Source organism: Methylocystis bryophila (assembly GCF_027925445.1).
Taxonomy (GTDB): Bacteria; Pseudomonadota; Alphaproteobacteria; order Rhizobiales; family Beijerinckiaceae; genus Methylocystis; species Methylocystis bryophila.
The window spans coordinates 455,403-476,060 of the sequence record NZ_AP027149.1; the positions used below are offsets into that span (position 1 = coordinate 455,403).

A 20,658-nucleotide genomic window follows, 5' to 3' on the forward strand; every position below is an offset into this window, starting at 1 on the left:
GTCTCGCTGATTCCCGCCGTACAACGGCTTGCGGGCGGCCGGCTCGGGCAGCTCCAGCGGGAGATCGCAATTCTGCGGGCTTCCGCCAAGCGGTCCAAGACGGCTCATCGGCTTGAAAGCGCGTCGACGGGAACGGCTTTGGTTGCGGCGGCGGCCCAATTCCTGAGATCCGGGTCGAAGCGCGACTTCGAACAGGCTCGCAAGCGCCGTCTCTGCGCCTGCCCCGGGGAAGTCGGAAAGAAATTGTCTCAACACCAGAAATGCATCGGCGGCGCGGTCAGGCGCTCCCATTTCGATCCAACGACGAATGTCGGCTACAATAAGTTTTCGAACAGCCTTAGGGCCTCTCCATAGGTTCAGAAGATAGCAAGATTGCAGCAGGTGCTGCCTAGCGTTCGGGCTGACGCCCAGGCATATTTCGCGCCCGGCGAGTCCTGCGAGTTTTGCGCACTCTCGGACGCTAATCACGATTCAGCCTTTCAGGGCGCCCCTTCCTTAATAGAATATTAATCTCAAGGAGTTTGCGCCATTGGGGTTTCTACCTACTCCGCTGCAATAAGACGGAGTCATGGGGCTGATTGTCGGGCCAGAGCAATTGTGTATTATGTACGTATATGTGTGAGCGGGCTGCTTGAGCGAGGCGGGAGTCTTTGCGCAGATAGTCCGGAAATTTAAGATTATGATGATAGCAAGCATAACAGAGGTTATGATGATAACGAGCACAACAGAAGAAGCTCGAGAACCCGAGGCCCCGCGTCGCTCAGCTGAGAAAGCTTTCGACGATGCAAAGCCTCGCGCGTCAGAAAGTTTGGCGACGGGGCGAGAGAGCGCCGACCGCAAGCAAATTGTGCATGTCATCGACGATGACGCCGCTGTTCTCGGTTCGGTGCGCTTCCTGTTGTCGATTGAGGGCTTTGAGGCGAAAACATATACTTCAGCCGAAGAATTCCTGGAGGCGGTCGGACCGAGCGACACAGGCATTGTCGTGACGGATGTGCGCCTGCCGGGCCTGAACGGCGTCGAGCTGATTGAAGGATTGAAGAAAAGGGGTCTGAACCTCCCGGTCATCGTTATAACGGCTTACGCCGATGTTGCGCTCGCCGTTTCTGCGATGAAGCAAGGGGCGATCGATCTTCTCGAAAAACCCTTCGACCCCGCAGCCTTGATCCTTACGATTCGGCAGGCTCTCGAGGGCGTGTCTGAAAAGGGGGAGAGCGTCGCCACAACGCAAGCGGTTCGCCGGAGCCTTTCGAGTCTGAGCGCGAGGGAAAAGGGAGTGCTTGAAGAGCTGATCAAAGGAAAAACTAACAAGGCGATCGCGGCGGAGCTGGGCATCAGCCAGCGGACCGTCGAAGTCCATCGCGCCAATATCATGAAGAAAACCGAGGCGGGAAGCCTTTCCGCGCTCGTGCGCATGGCCTTGATCGCCGAAAAGGACAGTCTTAACGGCAGCCCCTAGCAGACGCGCGCCGCCGCTGGCTCGCGAGATTTCATCCCCGTTTCTATCAAGAATAACTTCCTCTAGCGCCCCAGGCAGCAAATGGCCTCCAAGAGCGCCCAAGATCAAGCGCCTTCAGGACCCGACCCGAGCGACGGCGACCAGCCAGACAGTCGTTTTCCAACGGTTGGGATTGGCGCGTCGGCCGGCGGCGTCCAGGCCTTGCAGGAATTCTTCGATAACCTGCCGGAGGATGTCCTCGCCGCCTTTGTCGTCATCGTCCATCTCGATCCCAAGCGTCAGAGCGAATTATCGAACATAATCGCGGCGCACACGAAGCTGCCCGTGAGCCAAGTAACGGATCGCGTGCGGCTCGAGCCTCGGCATGTCTACGTCACTCCGCCCAATCGACAGCTTCTCATCGCCGAGCAACATCTTTCGACGGTCGAATTCATCGAGCCGCCCAGCCGGCGCGCGCCCATCGACCTGTTTTTCAGATCGCTTGCCGCTCAGCACGGCGACAAGCTCGCGATCATATTGTCGGGCGCCGGCTCGGATGGAACAGTCGGCGTCAAGGCGATCAAGGAGGCCGGCGGGATCATCCTCGTCCAGGATCCACAAGAGGCCGAATATGGGTCGATGCCCAGCAGCGCCATCGCGACTGGCGTCGTCGATCTCGTGCTTCCTGTGCGCGAGATCGCTCAGCGGCTGCCCGAGATGATCGCCCTGAGCGATCCGATTGCCGCAACGCAACCGACGGAAAACGATGAGGAGACGATGCAGCGCATCCTCTCCCATATTTACGTTCGCACCGGACATGATTTTTCAAAATACAAGAAGTCGATGATACTGCGTCGCCTCGCGCGCAGGATGCAAATGCAGCGCGCGCCGACGCTCGCAGCTTATCTCTCGATCCTCCGCGGAAGCGCGGAAGAGACTCAGGCCCTTTTCGCCGATCTTCTGATTTCGGTGACCACATTCTTCCGCGACAACGCCGTTTTCAAGATCTTGGCAGAGTCCTTCATCCCGCGACTATTCGACGAGAAAGGCGCCGCCGACGCGGTGCGCGTGTGGATTTCCGGCTGCGCAACGGGCGAGGAAGCCTATTCGATGGCCATCCTCCTGATGGAGGAGCGCGATCGTCGCGGCGCCCATCTAGAAATTCAGCTGTTCGCGTCCGACATCGACGAGGCCGCGCTCGCCTTCGCGCGAGAAGGTCGTTACCCGCTCGCAATTGGGGCCGACTTGAGCGACGAGCGGTTGCGGCGCTTTTTCACCAGGGAAAACGACTACTATCGCGTGCAGCAAGAGCTGCGCGACATCGTCTTGTTCTCGAAGCACAGCCTGCTCCGTGACCCGCCCTTCTCCCGGCTCGATCTCATCTCGTGCCGAAATTTGCTCATCTACCTCGACCGCGATCTTCAACGGCAAGCCTATCTCACATTTCATTTTGCATTGTCGCCCGGTGGTTATCTCCTTCTCGGCGCGTCCGAATGGGTCGACGGCTCCAGCGGCTTGTTCCGCATCGTCGATCGCGACGCGCGCATTTTCCAGCGCGCGCCCACGCCGGCATGCGGCGCGCGCGTGGTTCAGACGCTCGCGGCCGGCGCCGCCTCGGGACCACTCCCGCCACGCTCGTCCTTCGCCGCTACGCCTCGGAACGACGCAAGCGCGCATCGCGAGTCGCTCGAGCGCACCGCGCCGCCGAGCGCGATCGTCGACGAAGCCTTTCGAGTCATTCACCTCTCGGAGTCGGCAGGACGCTATCTGCAACCTTCCGCAGGCGCGCTCGCAAACGACATCACCGAGCTTGCGCGCGAGGAATTGCGATTCGACCTGCGAACCGCTCTGCATAGAGTCTTCTCGCGCGGGGAGGCCAGTCTCAGCCCGCCGATCGCCGTGCGTTTCAACGGCGCGCAGCAACGCGTGTATCTGCAAGTGAAGCCTGTTGTCCACGAGAACGCGCGCGCCGCTCGCACCGCAATTGTTTTCTTCTTCGAGGGCGAAGCGCTCGCGGACGAAACGGACAAGACGATCGGACACGAGGGGCCCGCGCCAGAAGAACAAATTCGCGCGCTTCAGCAGGAGCTCGGCTTCGCCCTGTCGCAGCTTCGCACGTCCAGGGAAGAATATGAGGGCGCCAACGAAGAGCTCCGCGCCGCCAACGAGGAGCTGCAATCGGTCAATGAGGAATATCGTTCGACTGCCGAGGAGCTCGAGACCAGCAAAGAGGAATTGCAATCGATCAATGAGGAGCTGCAGACCGTCAACAGCGAGCTGAAATCGAAGCTCGACAGCATCTCGCGCGCTCACAGCGACATTCAAAATCTGATGGCGGCGACGGACGTCGGAATCCTCTTTCTCGACAACCAGCTTCGCATAAAGCGCTTCACGCCGCGAGTCGCGGATCTCTTCAATATTGCAAGCGGCGATGAGGGGCGCTCGATCACGGACTTCACGAACAGCTTGAATTGCGAGGCCTTCCCCTCTGACGCCACGGAGGTTTTGAAGACTCTCATGTCGCGCGAGCGCGAGGTGTGCTGCCGCGACGGCGCCTGCTACCTCATGCGATTGCGGCCCTACCGCACCGTCGAGAACCGAATCGACGGGATCGTCGTCACTTTCGTGGACATCAGTGAGCGGCGCCACGCCGAAGAAGCCTTGCGCGATGGCGAGGCGCGCATTCGCGCCATCATCGACGGCGTCGCCGACTCGATCGTCACAATCGACGAACACGGCGTCATTCGGGCCGTAAATAAGTCGACTGGCGAGATGTTCGGCTACACACCCGAGGAACTTCTTGGAGCGAGCGTCGGCAAGCTCATGTCCGAGCCGCATCGGACGGAGCATGGCCGCTATATTCAAAACTATCTTCAAACCGGCGTCGCGAAGATCATCGGTTTCGGTCGGGAGGTCGAGGCGGCGCGCAAGGACGGAAGCAAATTCCCCGCCGAACTGCGCGTCTCTGAGATCCGCCACCACGACGAGCGCTTGTTCATCGGCTTTCTTCGCGATCTCAGCGAGAAGCGCATCCTCGAGGTTCGGCTACGACGACTGCATGGCGATCGCCTCACCTCCATGGCCGAGATGGCGACGGCGCTCGCGCATGAGCTCAATCAGCCGCTCTCGGCGGCCGCCAATTATATGCAGGCTGCGCTGCGCCTGCTGGAGCGCTGGCCGGAACGCCCGCCCTCGATTAGCGGGGCTTTGGAGCAAGCCGCCGCGCAGATGCTTCGCGCCGGGCGGATCGTCAGTCACTTGCATGACTTCATCTCGCGCGGCGATCCCGAGAAGATCACGCAGAGCTTGCATGCAATCATCCGTCAGACGAGCGAGCTCACCGGTCCTCTGATGAAGGAGCACAAAGTGGACTTGATATTGAATCTGGACGCCGCCCAGGATTGCGTTCTGGCGGACAAGGTGCAGATTCAGCAGGTCCTGGTCAATTTGATACGCAACGCCTGCGAGGCGATGAGCGCCACCCGGATCCGCAAATTGACGATCACGACGATGTTGAAGAACCAAACGCTGCAAATCGACGTGATCGACACGGGCGTGGGGCTTTCAAAGTCGGTCGATGCGGATTTTTTCGAGCCGTTCGCATCGACCAAAGCCAGTGGACTCGGGGTCGGCCTGTCGATTTCGCGATCGATCATAGAGGCGCATCAGGGGAAAATATGGGCGAGCGCCGCCGAGAGCGGCGGCGCCAAGTTTAGCTTCACCCTTCCGCTCGTGGAAACAAGCCACGTTGAAGGCCAGACGCCGGAACTTGCAGACCTTTGACGAGGGCGCGATGGCGGAATCTGCTCTATGTCGCCTTCTCCCAGGCGCGCGACAGCCGCATCGCGCAATTGATGATTCCGACCATTGAATAGGTCTGCGGATAATTGCCCCAGGATTCGCCAGTGTGAAGATCGCAATCTTCCGACATCATCCCAAGAGCGCTGCGGCAGGCGAGAAGCTGGTTGAAATGCTCCCGCGCCTCCTCGGTCCGACCCATGCGAGCCAGGGCGTCGATCCGCCAGAACGAACAGCTGTTGAAGGCCGTCGTCGGCGCGCCGAAGTCATCGGGGGCTTCATAGCGCATGAGGTGCGGACCGCGAGCCAGAGTCTTCTCGATTTGCTTAACAGTCGAGGCCATGCGCGAATCATTGGCGTCGATAAACCCCACTTCGATCATCAAGAGAGCGCTCGCATCGAGATACTCGCCCTCGAAAGACTCGACGAAGGCCTCTCGTTTTTCAGACCAGGACCGCTCGAGAATGACCCGCCTGACCTGATTGGCCTTCTCTCTCCAAGCCCCCGCCCGCTCCGGCTCGCCGACGTGATCCGCGATGATAGCCAGCCGGTCCAGCGCCGCCCAGCACATGACGCTGGAGCTGGTGTGAACGCGCGCGCGCGTACGCAGCTCCCACATGCCCGCGTCGGGCTTGTCATAAAGAGCGAGCGCTTTGCGCCCCATCGCCTCGAGACGGAGAAAATCCACCCGCGTCGGCGGCGACATCAGACGTCGATCCAGGAACGCCTGCGTGACGCCGAGAATGACATTGCCATAGCTGTCGTGTTGAAAATGCTCATAGGCTTGATTGCCCACGCGAACGGGGCCCATCCCGCAGTAGCCGGGCAAGGACTCCACGATCCTCTCGGGAAGCTCCGCCTCGAGTCCGACTCCATAGACGGGGTGAATGTCGTCATCATTGACGGAAGCGACGATGTTCATGAGCCAGCGGAAATAGTTCTCCATCTTGCGCATCGACGCAAGCCTGTTGAGCGCGCGAACGACAAAGTAGGCGTCGCGAATCCAGCAGTAGCGGTAGTCCCAATTCCTCTGCGTGTGCGGCGCCTCGGGAATGCTCGTCGTCAGTGCGGCGACGATCGCTCCTGTCTGCTCATAGGTGCATAATTTAAGCGTGATTGCGGCTCTGATGACGGCGTCCTGCCATTCCATGGGAGTCGCCAGTCGATGCGCCCAGTGGCGCCAATAGTCGCGCGTGCGCGTCTCGAAGTCCTGCGCTGTTTGCGTGACGCCCGAGCTCAAGGTCTCGTCGACGCCGAGGACCAGATCAATCGGCCCATGAAGATTGAACAAGGTTTCATCGCGCACATAGTCGACGGGCGCGTTGGTCGTTAGGCGCAAGGTCATGTTCGGCCCGACATAACGAATGTGGTGAGAGCCCGTCGTGAGCGTCGGCGGCGTCGCGCCGTAGTCGAAGCGCGGGCGCAGGAGAATGCGAATGCGGGGGCTCCCCGAAACCGGCGTGAGCCGACGCACGATGGTTTGCGGGAAAAAGAGTCGATCGCGCCACCAGAACCGCGGGGCGAAATCCCTGATTTGCACCGAGCCGTTCTTGCCGTGCAAGATCGTCTGGAGGATCGGCGTATTGCCGTCATAGGCCTGCTCGCTGCGAACGTGGTCTTCGAGTTCAATCGCGAACACGCCCGAGCCCTCCGCGCCTTTCGGCGCGCCGAGAAGGCTGTGAAAGACAGGGTCTCCGTCGAAACGGGGCACACAGCACCAAACGACTTTGGCGTCACGATCGAGGAGCGCGGCAAAGCTGCAATTCCCGATCACTCCAAGTTCTATCAAGGCGTCTGCTCCCCACGCGCATTCTCGATGAGGTCTCGCAACCAAGCCTCCAACTCCTGGACATTTTTGGCGCGAAATCGAGCGTCTGTTTCCTGCCCGCCGACCTTTATCGAGATGCCTCCATGACTGTTGACGGCAGCGAAGCCCGCTTCATCCGTGACGTCGTCTCCGGCGAAGATCGGAACCCGCCCTTGGAAGGGAGGCTCTCCAAGGAAGGCGTTGATCACGCTTCCTTTGTCGGCGCCCTTTTGGAGAATCTCGAACACCATTTTCCCATGAATCAAACGAAGATCTTTCCGTTGTCCGACAATCTCCTTCACGATCTGGCAGCAGCGGCGCTCGAGATCAGGCCGCAATCGATAGTGCACCGCAACTCCGCCCGGCTTCCTTTCGATGACGACCCCGGTCTCATCGCCCAAGATTTTCTCGAAGACGAAGCTGATGGGCGGCGCCTGCGCGGATGGCGCGGTGTGCAGCACGCCCGAGGCGTCTCGGCGCTCGAGGCCATGTACTCCTGCAGCGGGCAATTTCAACGGATGCAGCAAGCGGTCGATCGCAGAAAGCTCGCGTCCTGAAATCACCGCCAGGGCGCCACTGGACTCGTCATTGAGCGCCTCGAGCAACCGCAGCGTGGTGGGGTGCACGCGCACGGCGTCTGGGTGCTCGGCGATCTCTACGAGCGTGCCGTCGAGGTCCAGGAATATCGCATGTGTCTTGAGAGCGTCGATCGAAGGGAGCATGACTCCATTTCCCAGATTTCAGCCATCGCGTCGCGTGGCCCTTTCGCAATAATGCGAAAAATGAGAGCCTAAGCTCTCGCCGCGTTTCCGACTTAAGAGGATATTGGCGCATCCGCCTATTGTTTCAATGAAAAACTATTCCAACCACCGACTGACCTATCGGGATTGGCTTTGCGGTCGGCGTCAGAAACAACTGCTCGATGAGCGAGAGAGAGCGCTCATTTATAGGCGGCGAGCAAAGGATGAAGCGACTCTACCCTGTTGAGCCGGTCGAGGGCTCAGACTCGCCGCATGTCCTTTTGCAAAGCGCGAAACGCCAATAGGCCGAGCAAGCCCAGCGTCGCGGCCGCTCCCCACCGCAGGGCTTTCACAATCGCGAAACTATAATGGCCCGTCGTCGAATCGAAATCAAAGCACAACAACAGAATGGGGGAGACGGGTGGGACGATTTCGCCCGACGCGGCGCGCGCGGTCGCTCGGCGTATGTCCTCAGCGTTATAGCCGAGGTCAAGGAGATAACCGGAAACAACGCCTTTGGGCGTGACGAACACGACCCCGAGGGGATGGGCGAAAGCTTTTCGCCGTTCATCGAAGCGGTCATCGAAGCCGACGGCGGTTTTGAGCCGCCGCAGCGCCGTCTCCTCGCCCGTCAAGAACCGCCAATGCCGTTCCGCGCCAGGCGGGCCGAAATGCGCAAGATCCGCCGCCTTGGCCCCAGCGGCTGCAGTCGCGTCCTCCGAGGGATCGATGCTGATCGCGGCGAAGGTGTAATCGGCGCCTGCCGTCAATCCGCCGTCGCGCAGCACCGAGAGAAGCGTGGCGCGCGCCACGCTGCAAAGCTTCGGACAGTGAAAATAGCCTAAGATCAGGATGAGCGGCGGGCCGTCGAAAAGCTCGACGAGGCGGAGGGGAGCGCCATTTTCGTCGCGTAGCGTGATCTCGAGCGGAAGCCGCGCGCCGGGCGCTTGCCGATAGGCAATTCCGTCGAGTTCCGCCGACGAGACTCCGTGGGCGAGCGCCGGAACTGCGAGCAAGGACAGGACCAGCGCCAGGCCGATTGGGAGCGAAGGCCTCGCTCGCCTTCCCCGACGCGCGGGTTGCGCCGGCTGTAGGCTCATCGCGCGGCGCAGCCCGGCGAAGGCGCGCTCCTTTCCGCCGGCTGCGCGACCGGGCGCGGCGGGTCGACGACGGCGTGTTGCGTCATCCCGGTCTCGCGGAACGGCTCCGCCGCCTCGTAAATCGCCTCGAGCTCCGGCGTGTAAGCGCAGGCCGAGGGATCGCAAGTCTTCCCCAACCGCGCATCGAACAGGAACAGCGTCGCGCAATAGGGGCACCGCGCCTCGTCGGCCTCGCCCAGGTCGATGAAAACGTGCGGATGATCGAAAGGCGGCAACGCGCCAATGCACATGAGCTCCTTGACGCCGATGCGCACGCTTGCGGCTCCGGCTTGATTATGGACATGCAGCGGGCGGTAGCATTCCATGAGCGGCCTCCACTTCAGCTCGAGAGCCGATCGACTTGCGCGTCTCCAGCCTCGAGATCCTCGGCAAGTCCAATCGCGAAGGGGAACGCCTAAGAGAAAAAGCTCACATCAATATCGAGGAGCACGGCGTCCGTGGCGCATATGCGCCTGGCCTATCCCTCCTTTGGCCAGCCCTTTTATCTGGAAATCCTCTTCCGTTTGGCAAGCGTTGCGCGAGTTATCGGTTTCGACGCTGCTGCATTGCAATACGAGTTCATCACAATTCAAAAAGATCGGCGGACGAGCTATCACGTCACGGCTGGTGGAATTCTGGCGTCGTCGTGAAACGGGAGTCTGGGCGATGAGCAGCATCAAAGAGTGCGCAACCTTCACGCGGCTCGCGCCCGACGAGATGAACTTGGGAACCCAGCCGTCGGCCCGGCATCGCGCGCTGCTTTCGAGCTATCTCCTGAGCCTCTGGCGAGGTCCGAAAATCGTGCGAAGAATGATCGTCGCCGATATCGGCATATGGCTCGATCTCGGCCTGCCCGCGCAGGCTTCGGACTTGCTCCTCGTGCTACGACAGTTTTTGTCCGACTATCCCGAATCCAGATTCGAGTGAGCACTCCTGCGTCCCTCTGATCAGGAACTCGGGTGAAAGCGTGAAAGCGCGCCCGTAGCAAACCCTGTCAGGATGCTGGCCGGCTCACAGAGGCTCGCAGCCACTTTCGCCGAGATTTCATCCGCGCCTGGGTAGACGTACAATAATGTAATGTCGATGCGTACGAATAAATACCCAATTGACCCTGCTGACATCCTAAGGCTTATTTACCGAGCGCGTATATCTGCGAGGCAGGCACGACCTTGAGCGTTCGAACTACGCTTCTCCGTGATGCTTGCTTGGCGCGACAACGGCCACACCAGAAAGGATGTTTGATGTTCATGAGTCCTCAACAAATCGGGAACGCCGGCCTCACTCAGTTCGAGGCGGTCACGGCGGCTGCGACATCGGCGACTCAAGGTTTCTGGGCCATCACCACCGAGGCGACAGGCTATTCGCAGAAGAGCGTCGCGAACATTATTGCGCTTGGCGAAAAACTCTCGCGGGCGCGCAAGCTCGACGAGATCATCCAGCTCAACTCCGATTTCGCCAGGACGGCTTTTGATGATTTCACCACGGAAGTGACCAAGATCGGCAGCATCTACGCCGATATGGCGAACCAGACGATGCGCGTGGCCAAGGCAGGTTTCAACGCGCGTCCGTTGGAGGAGGCGCCGGTGAACCCCTTGAAGCCGGCTGCGTCGCGCAAGCAAGACACAGTCGCGGCGAATTCGATCTGAAGCGTCGCTGTGACGCCGCGGTCGGGTTCGGCGCCATCGAAACAAAGATGCGACGAGGTGGGCCGGCGCTAACGGCGGCCCGCTCAAGACCACGAGGATGGTCGAGACCGGCGCGCGGCTTGAGCGCGCGACGGCTTTCATTGAGGGGTAGAACCTGGCGCGGTAGAAACTTCGTAAACCGGCGCCGCATCGAGCCGGCTCGCGGGATTGGCTTGTCAAGCGACCCCGGGCGAGGTCATTCTCCAGCCGGGCGGCTCTGGCGGAGATCTTTCGATGCCTTATCCTTACGAGGCTCGGCGAATTTTCGAGCAGATTTTCTCTGCGCCGAATAGCACGCGCCGTCCTTCGGTCGCGGCGACATCGATCGCTCCCTCCCCCGTGCAATCGCTCTTTCAGCGCCTTGCGATCGGCGTCGGCGCCGCTGTCCTCGGCTTGGCTTTCCGTCTTGCGATTCAGGATTTTGTGGGGAATCGCATCGCCTATTTGACATTCTATCCCGTCGTCATGGGCGGCGCGCTCTTGGGCGGCTCCGTGTCGGGCCTCGTCGCCGCTCTGCTTTGCGCGGCCGTCGCGCAGCTCTGGCTCTTTCCCGTGACGCAGACAGGCGACTGGATCGAGCTCCCTATTTTTCTCGCCGGCGCAGCAGTCATTTCGGGCGCCAGCGAAGCGCTCCGCAACGCGATGTCACGCACGGACTCCGCCGAGGAGCGCGCCGACGTCGAAGATCGGTTTCGAATCGTCAATGAACGCCTCCGTCTTGCAATGTCCGCGGGGGCGATCGGCGCGTGGGACTTCGACACGGAGGGAAACGTCTTCGACGCGTGCCCGCAGATGCGCGAGATCTTCGGATTTGCATCCGACACGCTCGTGACGCGCGACGCCCTTTTCGACGCGGTGGTGGCCCAAGATAGATCCGCCGCGACGGAGGCATTCCGCGCCGCGCTCGATCCCATGCACGGCGGTCGCTATTTCGCGCAATATCGCATTCGCCGCGTCGACGATAATGCAGAGCGGTGGGTCGGTTCGCAGGCGCAGGCCCTATTCGTGGAAGGCAAGCCCGCTCGCCTGATCGGCGTGAGCCGCGACATCACGCACGAAAAAGGGGTCGAAGGGCTGTTGCATGAAAAGGCTCAACTCGCTGACCAGCTGAAGGAGAGCGAGCGGCGCTTGCGCGTTTTTTACGATTCGGGATTAGTTGGAGTCATGTGCTGGAATGTCGACGGCTCGATCACGGAAGCCAACGACAAATTTCTGGAGATGCTGGGCTACAGCCGGGAGGACCTGAGCGACGGTCGCATCGACTGGATCAAGATCACGCCCCCCGAGTTCCTTCCCCGTGAACAAGCCGCGATGGCGGAGGTCAGAGCGAGCGGCGCGACCAAAGAGCCGTTTGAACAAGAATATATTCGCCAGAATGGAGAACGGCTCCCCGTTTTGACCGCCGTCTCCACTCTCGACGGCGCGGGCGCGAAAGGCGTTGCTCTGGCGCTCGACATCTCTGACCGCAAACGGGCCGAGGCGGAGCTTCAGAAACTTCACATCCATCGCTTCGATCTGATGAAAAGCATGGCTGCGGGCTTCGCGCATGAAATTACGCAACCGCTGACGGCCGCCGGCGCCTATGCGGCGGCGGCAAGGCGTATGCTCTCTTCAGGCTCGACGGGGCGTGCGGCTGAAGTCGTCGCCGAAACCCTGGAGAAGACCGCGGGGGAAGTCACACGGGCAGGGAGAATCATCTCGCGGCTGCGAGAATTTATCTCCCATGGCGAAACAAACCTGCTCCCGGCCCATCTTCACGACCTGATCCGACAGGCGTTGGCGGACTCTGGCGTCGTCGCGGATGATAAATCTAAGGTTAAGCTTCAACTGAACGCTGCAAGAGACGAGGTGCTTGCGGACAAGGTGCAGCTGGCGCTCGTCCTCGTGAATCTCATTCGCAACGCCATGCAGGCCATGGCGACGTCTGCGAAAAGCGAGCTGATCATCGCAACCTCCTGCGACGATCAACAGATTCGAGTTGACGTCTCAGATAAGGGACAGGGCGTCTCTCCGGAGCTGAGAGATAGCCTATTTGAGCCCTTCACCACGACAAAAGCCGGCGGCATGGGCATCGGCTTGTCCATCTCCCGCGCGATTATCGAGGCGCACCACGGAAGTATATGGTCTAAGCCCAGCTTGGATTGTGGGACGATCGTTTCCTTTGCGCTTCCGCTTCTCGACACCGAGAACTGCGAGAGGATAGCGGCCCAGCAAACCGGCTTAGTCCGGAGCTCCCGATAGCTCCTCGGGCGGCACGACCAGGGCGAGCTGCACCAGTTCCGGCAGACTCTTCGCGTCCATTTTCATCATCAGCGTTCCACGATGAACCTCGACGGTCCGCATGCTGATGCCAAGATCATGCGCGATGAGCTTGTTCGAACGTCCCTTGAGCAATCCCGCGAGCACCTCCTTCTCGCGTTTCGTCAGCGTTGCAAATCTCTTGAGGATCGATTGTGTTTTTGCTCTGCGCTCCTCGTCGGCGTGCGTTTGCTGCAGCGCCTCGCGGATGGTTCTGAGCAACGCCTCATAATCGAACGGCTTTTCCAACAGCTCCACCGCGCCGAGCTTCATCGCTTGTACCGCCAGCGGAACATCAGCGTAGGCGGTGACAAGAATGACCGGCATCGAAACGCCTTGCGCTTTCATAGCTTGAATGAGTTCAAGGCCCGTCATCTCGGGCATCCTCATGTCGGTGACGACGCAACCACTCTCCTCTTCTTTCAAAGACTCGAGAAGCGAACGCGCCGAAGCATGCCGACGCACCGAAAATCCTTCCGTCGTCAGGAACAGCCCCAAGGCCTCGGTGACGCTTGGATCGTCATCAACGATGTAAATATTCCGGACGCGGCCCATTGGAGGTCCCCAATTACAATCAGCGCGGTCGCCGCCGCGAACGCAATGTAACAAATGCTCGGAAGCGCACCAACAAATAGCAGCGAGAGCTGGCTGATCCAGTTTCTGCCGCCGGAGCGCGGAGAAGCCGTTCGGCCATCGGGTCGTCAGGCTCAGTCATCGCAACACGAGGCGCCGCCCGCCTGATCCTTCGACCGAAAACCTAAACGCGGGCCGAATCGACGGAAATTCTCGGCAAGTTGATCTAAATCAAAAGGAGAAGGCGGGGCTCGACGCAGCATTTTCGATGCGCGCCGTCGTGTGACTGACGGCAACCCTCAGCCCGACGAGCATCCGCGCGCTCCGCCCCTTGAAACTTCGCCGTATTTCACTCCCGCGACGTCAAAAGCGACTCAGCGCCTAAGCCGCGCCAAAGCGCGGCTCTGCTCAGCTAAGCAAGCTCCGCAAAACGTAAGGCAAAATCCCGCCGTTTCGGAAATACTCCAACTCGTCCAGCGTATCGATGCGCGCGAGCAACGGCGCCTCGCGCCGCTTGCCGTCAGCATAGACGATCTTCGCGACGAGGATTTGTCGGGGCGTAAGACTCGCTCCTAAGCCCTCGATCGTCACCTGCTCCGCGCCCGAGAGCCCCAGCGACTGCCATGTCGTTCCCGGCTCGAAGGTCAGCGGCAGCACGCCCATGCCCACGAGGTTGGAGCGGTGGATGCGCTCGAAGCTTTGCGCGATGACGGCGCGGACGCCAAGCAGCGCCGTGCCTTTCGCCGCCCAGTCGCGGGACGAGCCATTGCCATATTCGGCGCCGGCGAAGATGACGAGCGGCGCGCCTTCCGCCTTGTATTTCATGGCGGCGTCGTAAATCGACAGGGTCTCGCCATCCGGGAAATGCTTGGTGTTTCCGCCCTCCGGCGCGTTGCCGGCGGCGTCGCTCAACATAAAGTTCTTGATGCGGATGTTGGCGAAGGCGCCGCGCATCATCACTTCGTGATTGCCTCGGCGCGTCCCATATTGGTTGAAGTCCTTGGGCTCGACGCCTTGGCTCTGCAACCATTTGCCGGCGGGAGACGCCGCCTTGATCGAGCCCGCCGGCGAAATATGGTCGGTCGTGATCTTATCGCCAAACAGCGCGAGGATTCGCGCCTCGAGGATGTCGCTAACGGACTTCGGCTCCTTCGTCAGCCCCGTGAAATAAGGGGGATTGCGCACATAGGTCGATTGGGCGTCCCAGCCGTAAGTCTCGCCTTTCGGCGTCTTGAGCTTCTTCCAGTGGGAGTCGCCGTCGAAGACTTCGCCATAGGCGTCGCGAAACATGCCGCGGGTCACATTTTTGGCGATGACCTCCTCGATCTCCGCATTGCTCGGCCAAATGTCGCGGAGATAAACTGGCTTGCCCTTCTTGTCGCTGCCCAAGGGCTCGCTCGAAAGATCGATCGCCACCGTGCCAGCGAGCGCGAAGGCGACGACGAGCGGCGGCGAGGCGAGATAATTCGCCTGCACATCGGCATTCACACGGCCCTCGAAATTGCGATTGCCGGAGAGCACCGACGCCGCGACGAGATCATGCGCCTGAATGGTCTTGGAGACGGGCGCCGGCAGCGGCCCGGAGTTGCCGATGCAGGTCGTGCAGCCAAAGCCGACGAGATTGAAGCCGAGCTTGTCGAGCGGCTTCTGCAGGCCCGCTTTCTCGAGATAGGCGGCGACGACTTGGCTTCCCGGCGCCAGTGAAGTCTTGACCCAGGGCTTTACCTTCAAGCCGCGCGCGACAGCATTGCGCGCCAGAAGGCCCGCGCCCACAAGCACGCCAGGATTGGAGGTGTTGGTGCAGGAGGTGATCGCGGCGATGACCACGTCGCCATGACCGAGCGTGAACGCTTCGTCTTCGACGGCATGGCGCGCTTCGACGCCGCCGGGCTTTCTATATTCGCCTTCCAGCGCCGAGAGAAAAGTCGACTTCATGTCTTCGAGCGCGACCCGTCCCTCGGGGCGCTTCGGCCCGGCGAGCGAGGGAACGACGCTGGAGAGGTCGAGCGTCACCACATCCGTGAATTCCGGCTCCGGCGCCTGCGCCGTGCGGAACATCCCCTGCGCCTTGGCGTAGGCCTCGACGAGCGCGACCCGCGCCGCCGACCGGCCTGAGGCTTTGAGATAGGCGAGCGTGACCTCATCGACGGGGAAGAAGCCGCAGGTCGCGCCATACTCGGGCGCCATATTGGCGATGGTCGCACGGTCGGCGAGCGAGAGATGCGCCAACCCATCGCCGAAAAACTCGACGAACTTGCCGACGACGCCCTTCTTGCGCAGTATTTGCGTGACCGTCAGCACGATGTCGGTCGCGGTCACGCCCTCGCGCGGCTCATTCTCGAGCTTGAAGCCGACGACTTCCGGCGCGAGCATCGTCTGGGGTTGGCCGAGCATGGCCGCCTCCGCCTCGATGCCGCCGACGCCCCAGCCGAGCACGGCGAGGCCATTGACCATGGTCGTATGGGAATCGGTGCCGACGAGCGTGTCGGGATAGGCCCATTCGATCGTCTCGGTCTTACCCTTGTGCTTGACGCGCTCTTTCTTCGTCCAAACCGTCTGGGCAAGATATTCGAGATTGACCTGATGGCAGATGCCCGCGCCGGGAGGCACGACGCGGAAATTGTCGAAGGCTTCCTGGCCCCACTTCAAGAAACGATAGCGCTCGCCATTGCGCTCATATTCGAGCGCGACATTGGCCTTCAGCGCGCGCGCCGTGCCGAATTGATCGACGATGACCGAGTGGTCGATGACGAGATCGACGGGGGCGAGCGGATTGATTTTCTGCGGATCGCCGCCCAGCGCGACGAAAGCGTCACGCATGGCGGCCAGATCGACGACGGCCGGAACGCCGGTGAAATCCTGCATCAAGACGCGCGCCGGGCGGAAGGCGATCTCGACCTCCGTCTTGCCCTTGTGCGTGAGCCAGCCCGCAAAGGCCTGGATCGTCTCCTTCGTGACGGCGCGGCCGTCCTCGTTGCGCAGCAAGTTCTCGAGCAGGCTCTTGAGGGAATAGGGAAGGCGCGCGACGTCTTTCAGCCCGTTCTTTTCGGCGACGGCCAGCGAATAATAGTCATAGGTCTTGGTTCCGACGGCGAGTTTTTTCCTGGCCTTGAAACTGTCGAGAGAAGCCATGCCGGCGGATCCTTCAGCGAAAAGTGGGGGCGCGGGCTCTTTCTAGGAAATTCCATGGCAAACACAAGGCGTTTCCCGACCCAGGCGGAAAGGAGCTTTCGCTAGAGCGCGATGCGAAAAAGCGGAGACCGGTTTTTCGCGCGATCGAGGCGCGGGCCTTTCGGAGAACCAAGGGGGCTGCGGTGTCGCCTGGGCCGGGGAATTTGGTTTTTCTGCAGAGGTCGATCCGCTATGGTCGCGCTGCGTCGCAGGAGCAAGGAATTGAAACGCCCTTGAAGACAAGTATTTCCGTCCCGGCTCCGGTCGGCGCGCCGGCCCGGCCCCTCCTGGCGCGCATCGCCTCCAGGCTCCTGCTCGCCGCCGGCCTCGGGGCGAGCGCCCTGGCGCCGCCTTGGGGGGCCAAAGCCCTCGACCTCTCTGACCGCGGCGCGCTCTGGCAGGTCGTGCATAAGCTCTGCCTCCCCATGCACGCGACGCTCGGGCTTCCGCTTCCCTGCCTTGCGGTCGACGACAAACGCGGCTTCGTCGTGATCCGCGCCCCCGGCGACGCGACGCGCATCATCATCGTGCCGACGGACCGGTTGGAAGGGATAGAGAGCCCAAGTCTGCTGCGTGAGGACGCCCCCAATTTTTGGGCTTACGCTTGGGATGAGCGCGAACGGGTCGCCTCGGCCGCCCCGCGGCCGCTGGGCTGGGACGACATCGGCATGGCGATCAATTCGCGCCACGCCCGAACGCAGGATCAGATGCACATCCATGTCGATTGTCTCGACGCACGGTTGAAGAAGGCGCTGGCGGGCGCGAAGCTTTCAACGCAGCGTTGGTCGACGCTCGATCTGAGGCCTTGGGGGCGCTACCGCGCCAAGCGTCTTCCTGAAACGGGGCTCGAGCGTAGCCCTTTCAAGATCGTCGCCGAGGAGATCCCCGGCGCCCGGTCAAGCATGGGCCTCCAGACCATCGCCGTCGCGGGTGTGACGGGCGCCCAGGGCGAACGTGGGTTCGCGCTGCTCGAGCAGGGGGCGGGCGGGTCTGCGGAGGAGTTGCTGGATCATCAGTGCCGGGCCGAGCGGGGCTGAGGCTGCGGTCGCCGTGCAAGCATTCCGCCGGAGCGGCGCGATCCAAGCCGGGCTGAGGAGCAGGAATCCTTGCTGCGCCGACCAGTTGGATTTGCCGAAATGCGGAAATGCTTGCGGCCGGCGCGCTTGACGCAATCGGGTTTCTTTGAAAGACAACAAATTGGACCAGGCGCCCAAGCGAAATTGGGACAGCATTAGATGAGGCCTACCTGAATGGCGCCCCTGCGATCCGGTCTTGTCAAAGGTTTACATTTGTTTTCGATTGGCGCTCTCGACCTCGGAACGCCTCTGGTGCGGATGATCTTCTTCTCGCACCTTCTGAGCCTCGAGGAGCTAGGCTTCGCTTCCGCACTTTCAGCCGTCTCCGCTTCGCTTGAGCAGATCACGGACTTAGCCATTTATCGGTTCGTCTTCTGTTCCTCCCGCGAGGATTTTGCGGAGGCGCTCGCCGGCGCTCACGCCCTCGGACTGCTTCGAGGCTGCGCGCTCGCGATGATCATGCTACTCGGAGCGCCAGCCTTGGCGCATGTCTTCGGGCGCGATCAGGATTGGGAGGCTTTCGCCTTCATGGGCCTTATTTCCCTGGTGCGCTCGCTGGAGCATCTCGAGACGCGCGTGGCGGAACGCGACTATCGTTACGACGGCCAGTTCAAAGTCAGTCTCGTGTCGCACCTCGGCAGCCTGGTGACGTTGATCGTTGTCGCGGTCATCTGGCGCGACCATAACGCGCTGCTCGCCTCGCTGTTCACTCAAAGCCTGCTCACCACCGTGATGAGCCATCGGCTGGCCACCCAGCCCTTCAAGATCAATTTTCGTACGCCTTATTTCCGACGCGCCTGGAAATTCGGCTATCCGCTCATGTTCAACGGCATAGGGTTAGCCGCGGTAAGCCAAGGCGACCGCCTCATCGTCGGCGCGCTGCTCGGCCTCCCGACGCTCGGCGTCTACTCCGTCTCGATGCTCGCCGCCACGCTCCCGATCGGCATCCTCTTCAAGGTGGTGGGAACCTTCGGCCTTGCCGCCTTGCACAACGCCAAGGTCGAGACCGGTCAGCTGGCCGCAAGGTTGCGGGCCTATGCGACGACGGTGCCTATCCTGGCTGGGATCTATGCTTGCGCATCGCTGATCGGCTTGAATCCCGCCATCCGCCTCGTCTTTGGGCAGACTTTCGTCGTCGACGATTGGGCGCTGGCGCTGCTGACGCTGAACGCGTTTTTCAGAATTGTGCGCATGGAGCCTTTCAACGGCTTGCTTTTGCATGAAGGGCGAACCGCCGCTCTGGCGCTCACGAACTTCGCCGGCTTTTCGGGAGTGGCGGCCAGCATGGTTCTTTGCTGGATTTTTCCGACGCTGCTCTCGCCGCTTGTCGGACGTCTCGGGGGCGAAGTCGCCAGCCTGGTCGCCGCCCTGCATGTCACGCGGGACGGCTTTCTGGCCGCGCGCCGTCATTTCCTTTGGACCTTCGGCTGTTCCCTTGTCGCGATCCTCGGGGCGATCGGAATCTTGCTCCCAATGGATGGGCAACCTCTTAAGCGCGTTGGGATACTGGCTTGCTTCTTTTTGGGTTACCTTATCTGGGCAGGACTTGCGCTTCCAAAATTGCTGAGCGAAGCGTTTCAGACGCGGGAAGTTTAGAGCGGCGCTTCCCCTCAAACACAGCGTGATCCAGCTGCTCAGCTCATGCGGCTCTATTCAAGGTTCTGTGATGGCGGAACGTAGAACTTGCCGCTTTTTGCCCGCGACAAAAACCTCTTGAACATCGATGGCGGCTTCCATGCCGCCACGCTTTCATCGCTCGCAAATAATTGATCTGTCCGCGTTTTTGCGAAAGGCGTGAATTCGTTCTTCGAATAATTATTGGCAATGTGATAAACCCAGCTCCAACGCGGCGTTGTCCTCGTAACGGGATTCACCGGAGAAACATAACGGTGCGCGAAGCCCGCAGGCGTGTTCTCGAAGCAAAGAGACATGGAGGCTCTCTCGGCGATCCCCCAATCGGGTCGAATCGCCACGCTGCGTTGACGATCGAAGGATGAACTGCTCACATATTCGGTAGCGAGCGCGCGATCCAATATAAACATCGCCATATGGGGGTAGTCTAGATTAACAAAAGTATAGTTGTCAATTTCGACACGCTGCCGGCCTTCAAAAGCGCTAACCCCTACCTGATCGAGAAGATAAAGATGGTCATCTGCATTATTATACTCAATGCGCTGGAATGATGGTATTAAACCATATCCTGCCAACTTCTCTCTGAAACCCACAAAATATAGAAAATTATCCATAGACAATACGATGTCGTCCTCAAGATAGATGAAATGCGTATAAGTTGAATCTTTGGACATAAAAGTCTCAGAAATAATCGATTTATGCGCCCATGGCAAAAACCAAGGGTTGGAGAGTTGGGTAAAACTCTTGAAAGAGAGTGTCTTCTTTGAAGGTTGACCGGAGGGAATCGGCTCAAGAAGCGGCTCGCACAAGGCTCTCATGCCCGTCAATTTCTCTTCATTGTCCACGTTCGTGACCACAACAATGTCCAGAACTTCGACGGGGTATTCCGATAGAGCGCGAATGACTCCAAATAAATATTCGAGACGCGCGGCCCTATAGTGAAAAGTTATGGATACGAGAATACGAAAAGGGTACAAATTCTCAAAGTTCGTGTTCGGCATTCGTATCCCCCCATCTCGAGTTGTGAAGCGCCGCTCAGGAGTTTTAGTGCTCGTTCAGCAGAGCCGCCGCAGAGCCCGCGCTCCGCAGACAAGCCTCAAATTCCCGACTTTAACAAGGCCGAGCGGCTCCGCCGCCTGCGAAACGCAGCACGCTTCGGGGCCGAAGGGAGCTGGCCGCTCCCCGACCAGGAAATTCGCAAAATTGACCGCGATCGGCGAGGGCGACGAGCGACGGCGTCACCTCCACGGTCCCAGTTCCGGCGGAGAATGAGCCCGACTGAGAAACCGACGACGCCAAAG

The 20,658-nt window shown here is 60.5% G+C and carries 15 protein-coding genes; 8 read left to right on the forward strand and 7 right to left on the reverse strand.

The window, feature by feature from the left end:
* Positions 1-808: 808 nt before the first annotated feature.
* Positions 809-1,459 carry a response regulator transcription factor gene (locus QMG80_RS02140; RefSeq protein ID WP_245300163.1) on the forward strand — a complete coding sequence of 217 codons (651 nt, stop codon included), beginning with the start codon at positions 809-811 and terminating at the stop codon, positions 1,457-1,459.
* An 81-nt stretch (positions 1,460-1,540) separates the two neighbouring features.
* A complete protein-coding gene (locus QMG80_RS02145) occupies positions 1,541-5,221 on the forward strand; it encodes a chemotaxis protein CheB (RefSeq protein ID WP_085771320.1) in 3,681 nt (1,226 codons plus the stop codon).
* A gap of 25 nt (positions 5,222-5,246) precedes the next feature.
* On the opposite strand, the gene QMG80_RS02150 is transcribed toward QMG80_RS02145, so the two are convergent.
* The 4 genes from QMG80_RS02150 to QMG80_RS21645 form a co-directional block, all read right to left on the reverse strand.
* Positions 5,247-7,025 carry a glycoside hydrolase family 15 protein gene (locus tag QMG80_RS02150; protein ID WP_245300165.1) on the reverse strand — a complete coding sequence of 593 codons (1,779 nt, stop codon included), beginning with the start codon at positions 7,023-7,025 and terminating at the stop codon, positions 5,247-5,249.
* Positions 7,022-7,765, reverse strand: coding sequence for a trehalose-phosphatase (otsB, locus tag QMG80_RS02155; RefSeq protein ID WP_085771322.1), 744 nt, complete (start codon positions 7,763-7,765; stop codon positions 7,022-7,024). The genes QMG80_RS02150 and otsB overlap by 4 nt, the downstream gene beginning before the upstream one ends.
* A 278-nt stretch (positions 7,766-8,043) precedes the next feature.
* Positions 8,044-8,799 (reverse strand): SCO family protein, encoded by a 756-nt coding sequence (locus tag QMG80_RS02160; RefSeq protein ID WP_158658687.1) that lies wholly within the window; start codon positions 8,797-8,799, stop codon positions 8,044-8,046.
* 80 nt (positions 8,800-8,879) lie between these two features.
* Positions 8,880-9,248 carry a zinc-finger domain-containing protein gene (locus tag QMG80_RS21645; protein WP_085771324.1) on the reverse strand — a complete coding sequence of 123 codons (369 nt, stop codon included), beginning with the start codon at positions 9,246-9,248 and terminating at the stop codon, positions 8,880-8,882.
* Between the two features lie 132 nt (positions 9,249-9,380).
* Between QMG80_RS21645 and QMG80_RS02170 the strand changes: the two genes are divergently transcribed.
* The 4 genes from QMG80_RS02170 (at position 9,381) to QMG80_RS02185 (ending at position 12,848) form a co-directional block, all read left to right on the forward strand.
* Positions 9,381-9,572, forward strand: a complete 192-nt coding sequence (locus QMG80_RS02170) for a hypothetical protein (protein ID WP_158658688.1) — start codon at positions 9,381-9,383, stop codon at positions 9,570-9,572.
* A 16-nt stretch (positions 9,573-9,588) separates the two neighbouring features.
* Positions 9,589-9,849: a hypothetical protein gene (locus tag QMG80_RS02175; protein ID WP_245300167.1), complete on the forward strand. Its 261-nt coding sequence runs from the start codon at positions 9,589-9,591 to the stop codon at positions 9,847-9,849.
* A gap of 320 nt (positions 9,850-10,169) precedes the next feature.
* On the forward strand, positions 10,170-10,568 hold the full coding sequence (locus QMG80_RS02180) for a phasin family protein (protein ID WP_158658689.1): 399 nt from the start codon (positions 10,170-10,172) through the stop codon (positions 10,566-10,568).
* Between the two features lie 273 nt (positions 10,569-10,841).
* Positions 10,842-12,848 carry a PAS domain-containing sensor histidine kinase gene (locus QMG80_RS02185; protein WP_158658690.1) on the forward strand — a complete coding sequence of 669 codons (2,007 nt, stop codon included), beginning with the start codon at positions 10,842-10,844 and terminating at the stop codon, positions 12,846-12,848.
* Here the strand turns inward: QMG80_RS02185 and QMG80_RS02190 are convergent.
* Positions 12,828-13,460 carry a response regulator transcription factor gene (locus QMG80_RS02190; RefSeq protein WP_085771328.1) on the reverse strand — a complete coding sequence of 211 codons (633 nt, stop codon included), beginning with the start codon at positions 13,458-13,460 and terminating at the stop codon, positions 12,828-12,830. The genes QMG80_RS02185 and QMG80_RS02190 overlap by 21 nt on opposite strands.
* Before the next feature lie 426 nt (positions 13,461-13,886).
* The gene (acnA, locus tag QMG80_RS02195) at positions 13,887-16,610 is read right to left on the reverse strand and encodes an aconitate hydratase AcnA (RefSeq protein WP_085771329.1); all 2,724 of its coding nucleotides are present in this window, start codon (positions 16,608-16,610) and stop codon (positions 13,887-13,889) included.
* Between the two features lie 272 nt (positions 16,611-16,882).
* On the opposite strand from acnA, the gene QMG80_RS02200 reads away from it, so the two are divergent.
* Both QMG80_RS02200 and QMG80_RS02205 read left to right on the forward strand, forming a co-directional pair.
* Positions 16,883-17,686 carry a CDP-diacylglycerol diphosphatase gene (locus tag QMG80_RS02200; RefSeq protein ID WP_158658691.1) on the forward strand — a complete coding sequence of 268 codons (804 nt, stop codon included), beginning with the start codon at positions 16,883-16,885 and terminating at the stop codon, positions 17,684-17,686.
* A gap of 213 nt (positions 17,687-17,899) precedes the next feature.
* Entirely contained in the window at positions 17,900-19,321 is a 1,422-nt protein-coding gene (locus QMG80_RS02205) for an oligosaccharide flippase family protein (RefSeq protein ID WP_085771331.1), read from the forward strand.
* A gap of 53 nt (positions 19,322-19,374) precedes the next feature.
* On the opposite strand, the gene QMG80_RS02210 is transcribed toward QMG80_RS02205, so the two are convergent.
* The gene (locus QMG80_RS02210; protein WP_085771332.1) at positions 19,375-20,358 is read right to left on the reverse strand and encodes a hypothetical protein; all 984 of its coding nucleotides are present in this window, start codon (positions 20,356-20,358) and stop codon (positions 19,375-19,377) included.
* Positions 20,359-20,658 lie beyond the last annotated feature (300 nt).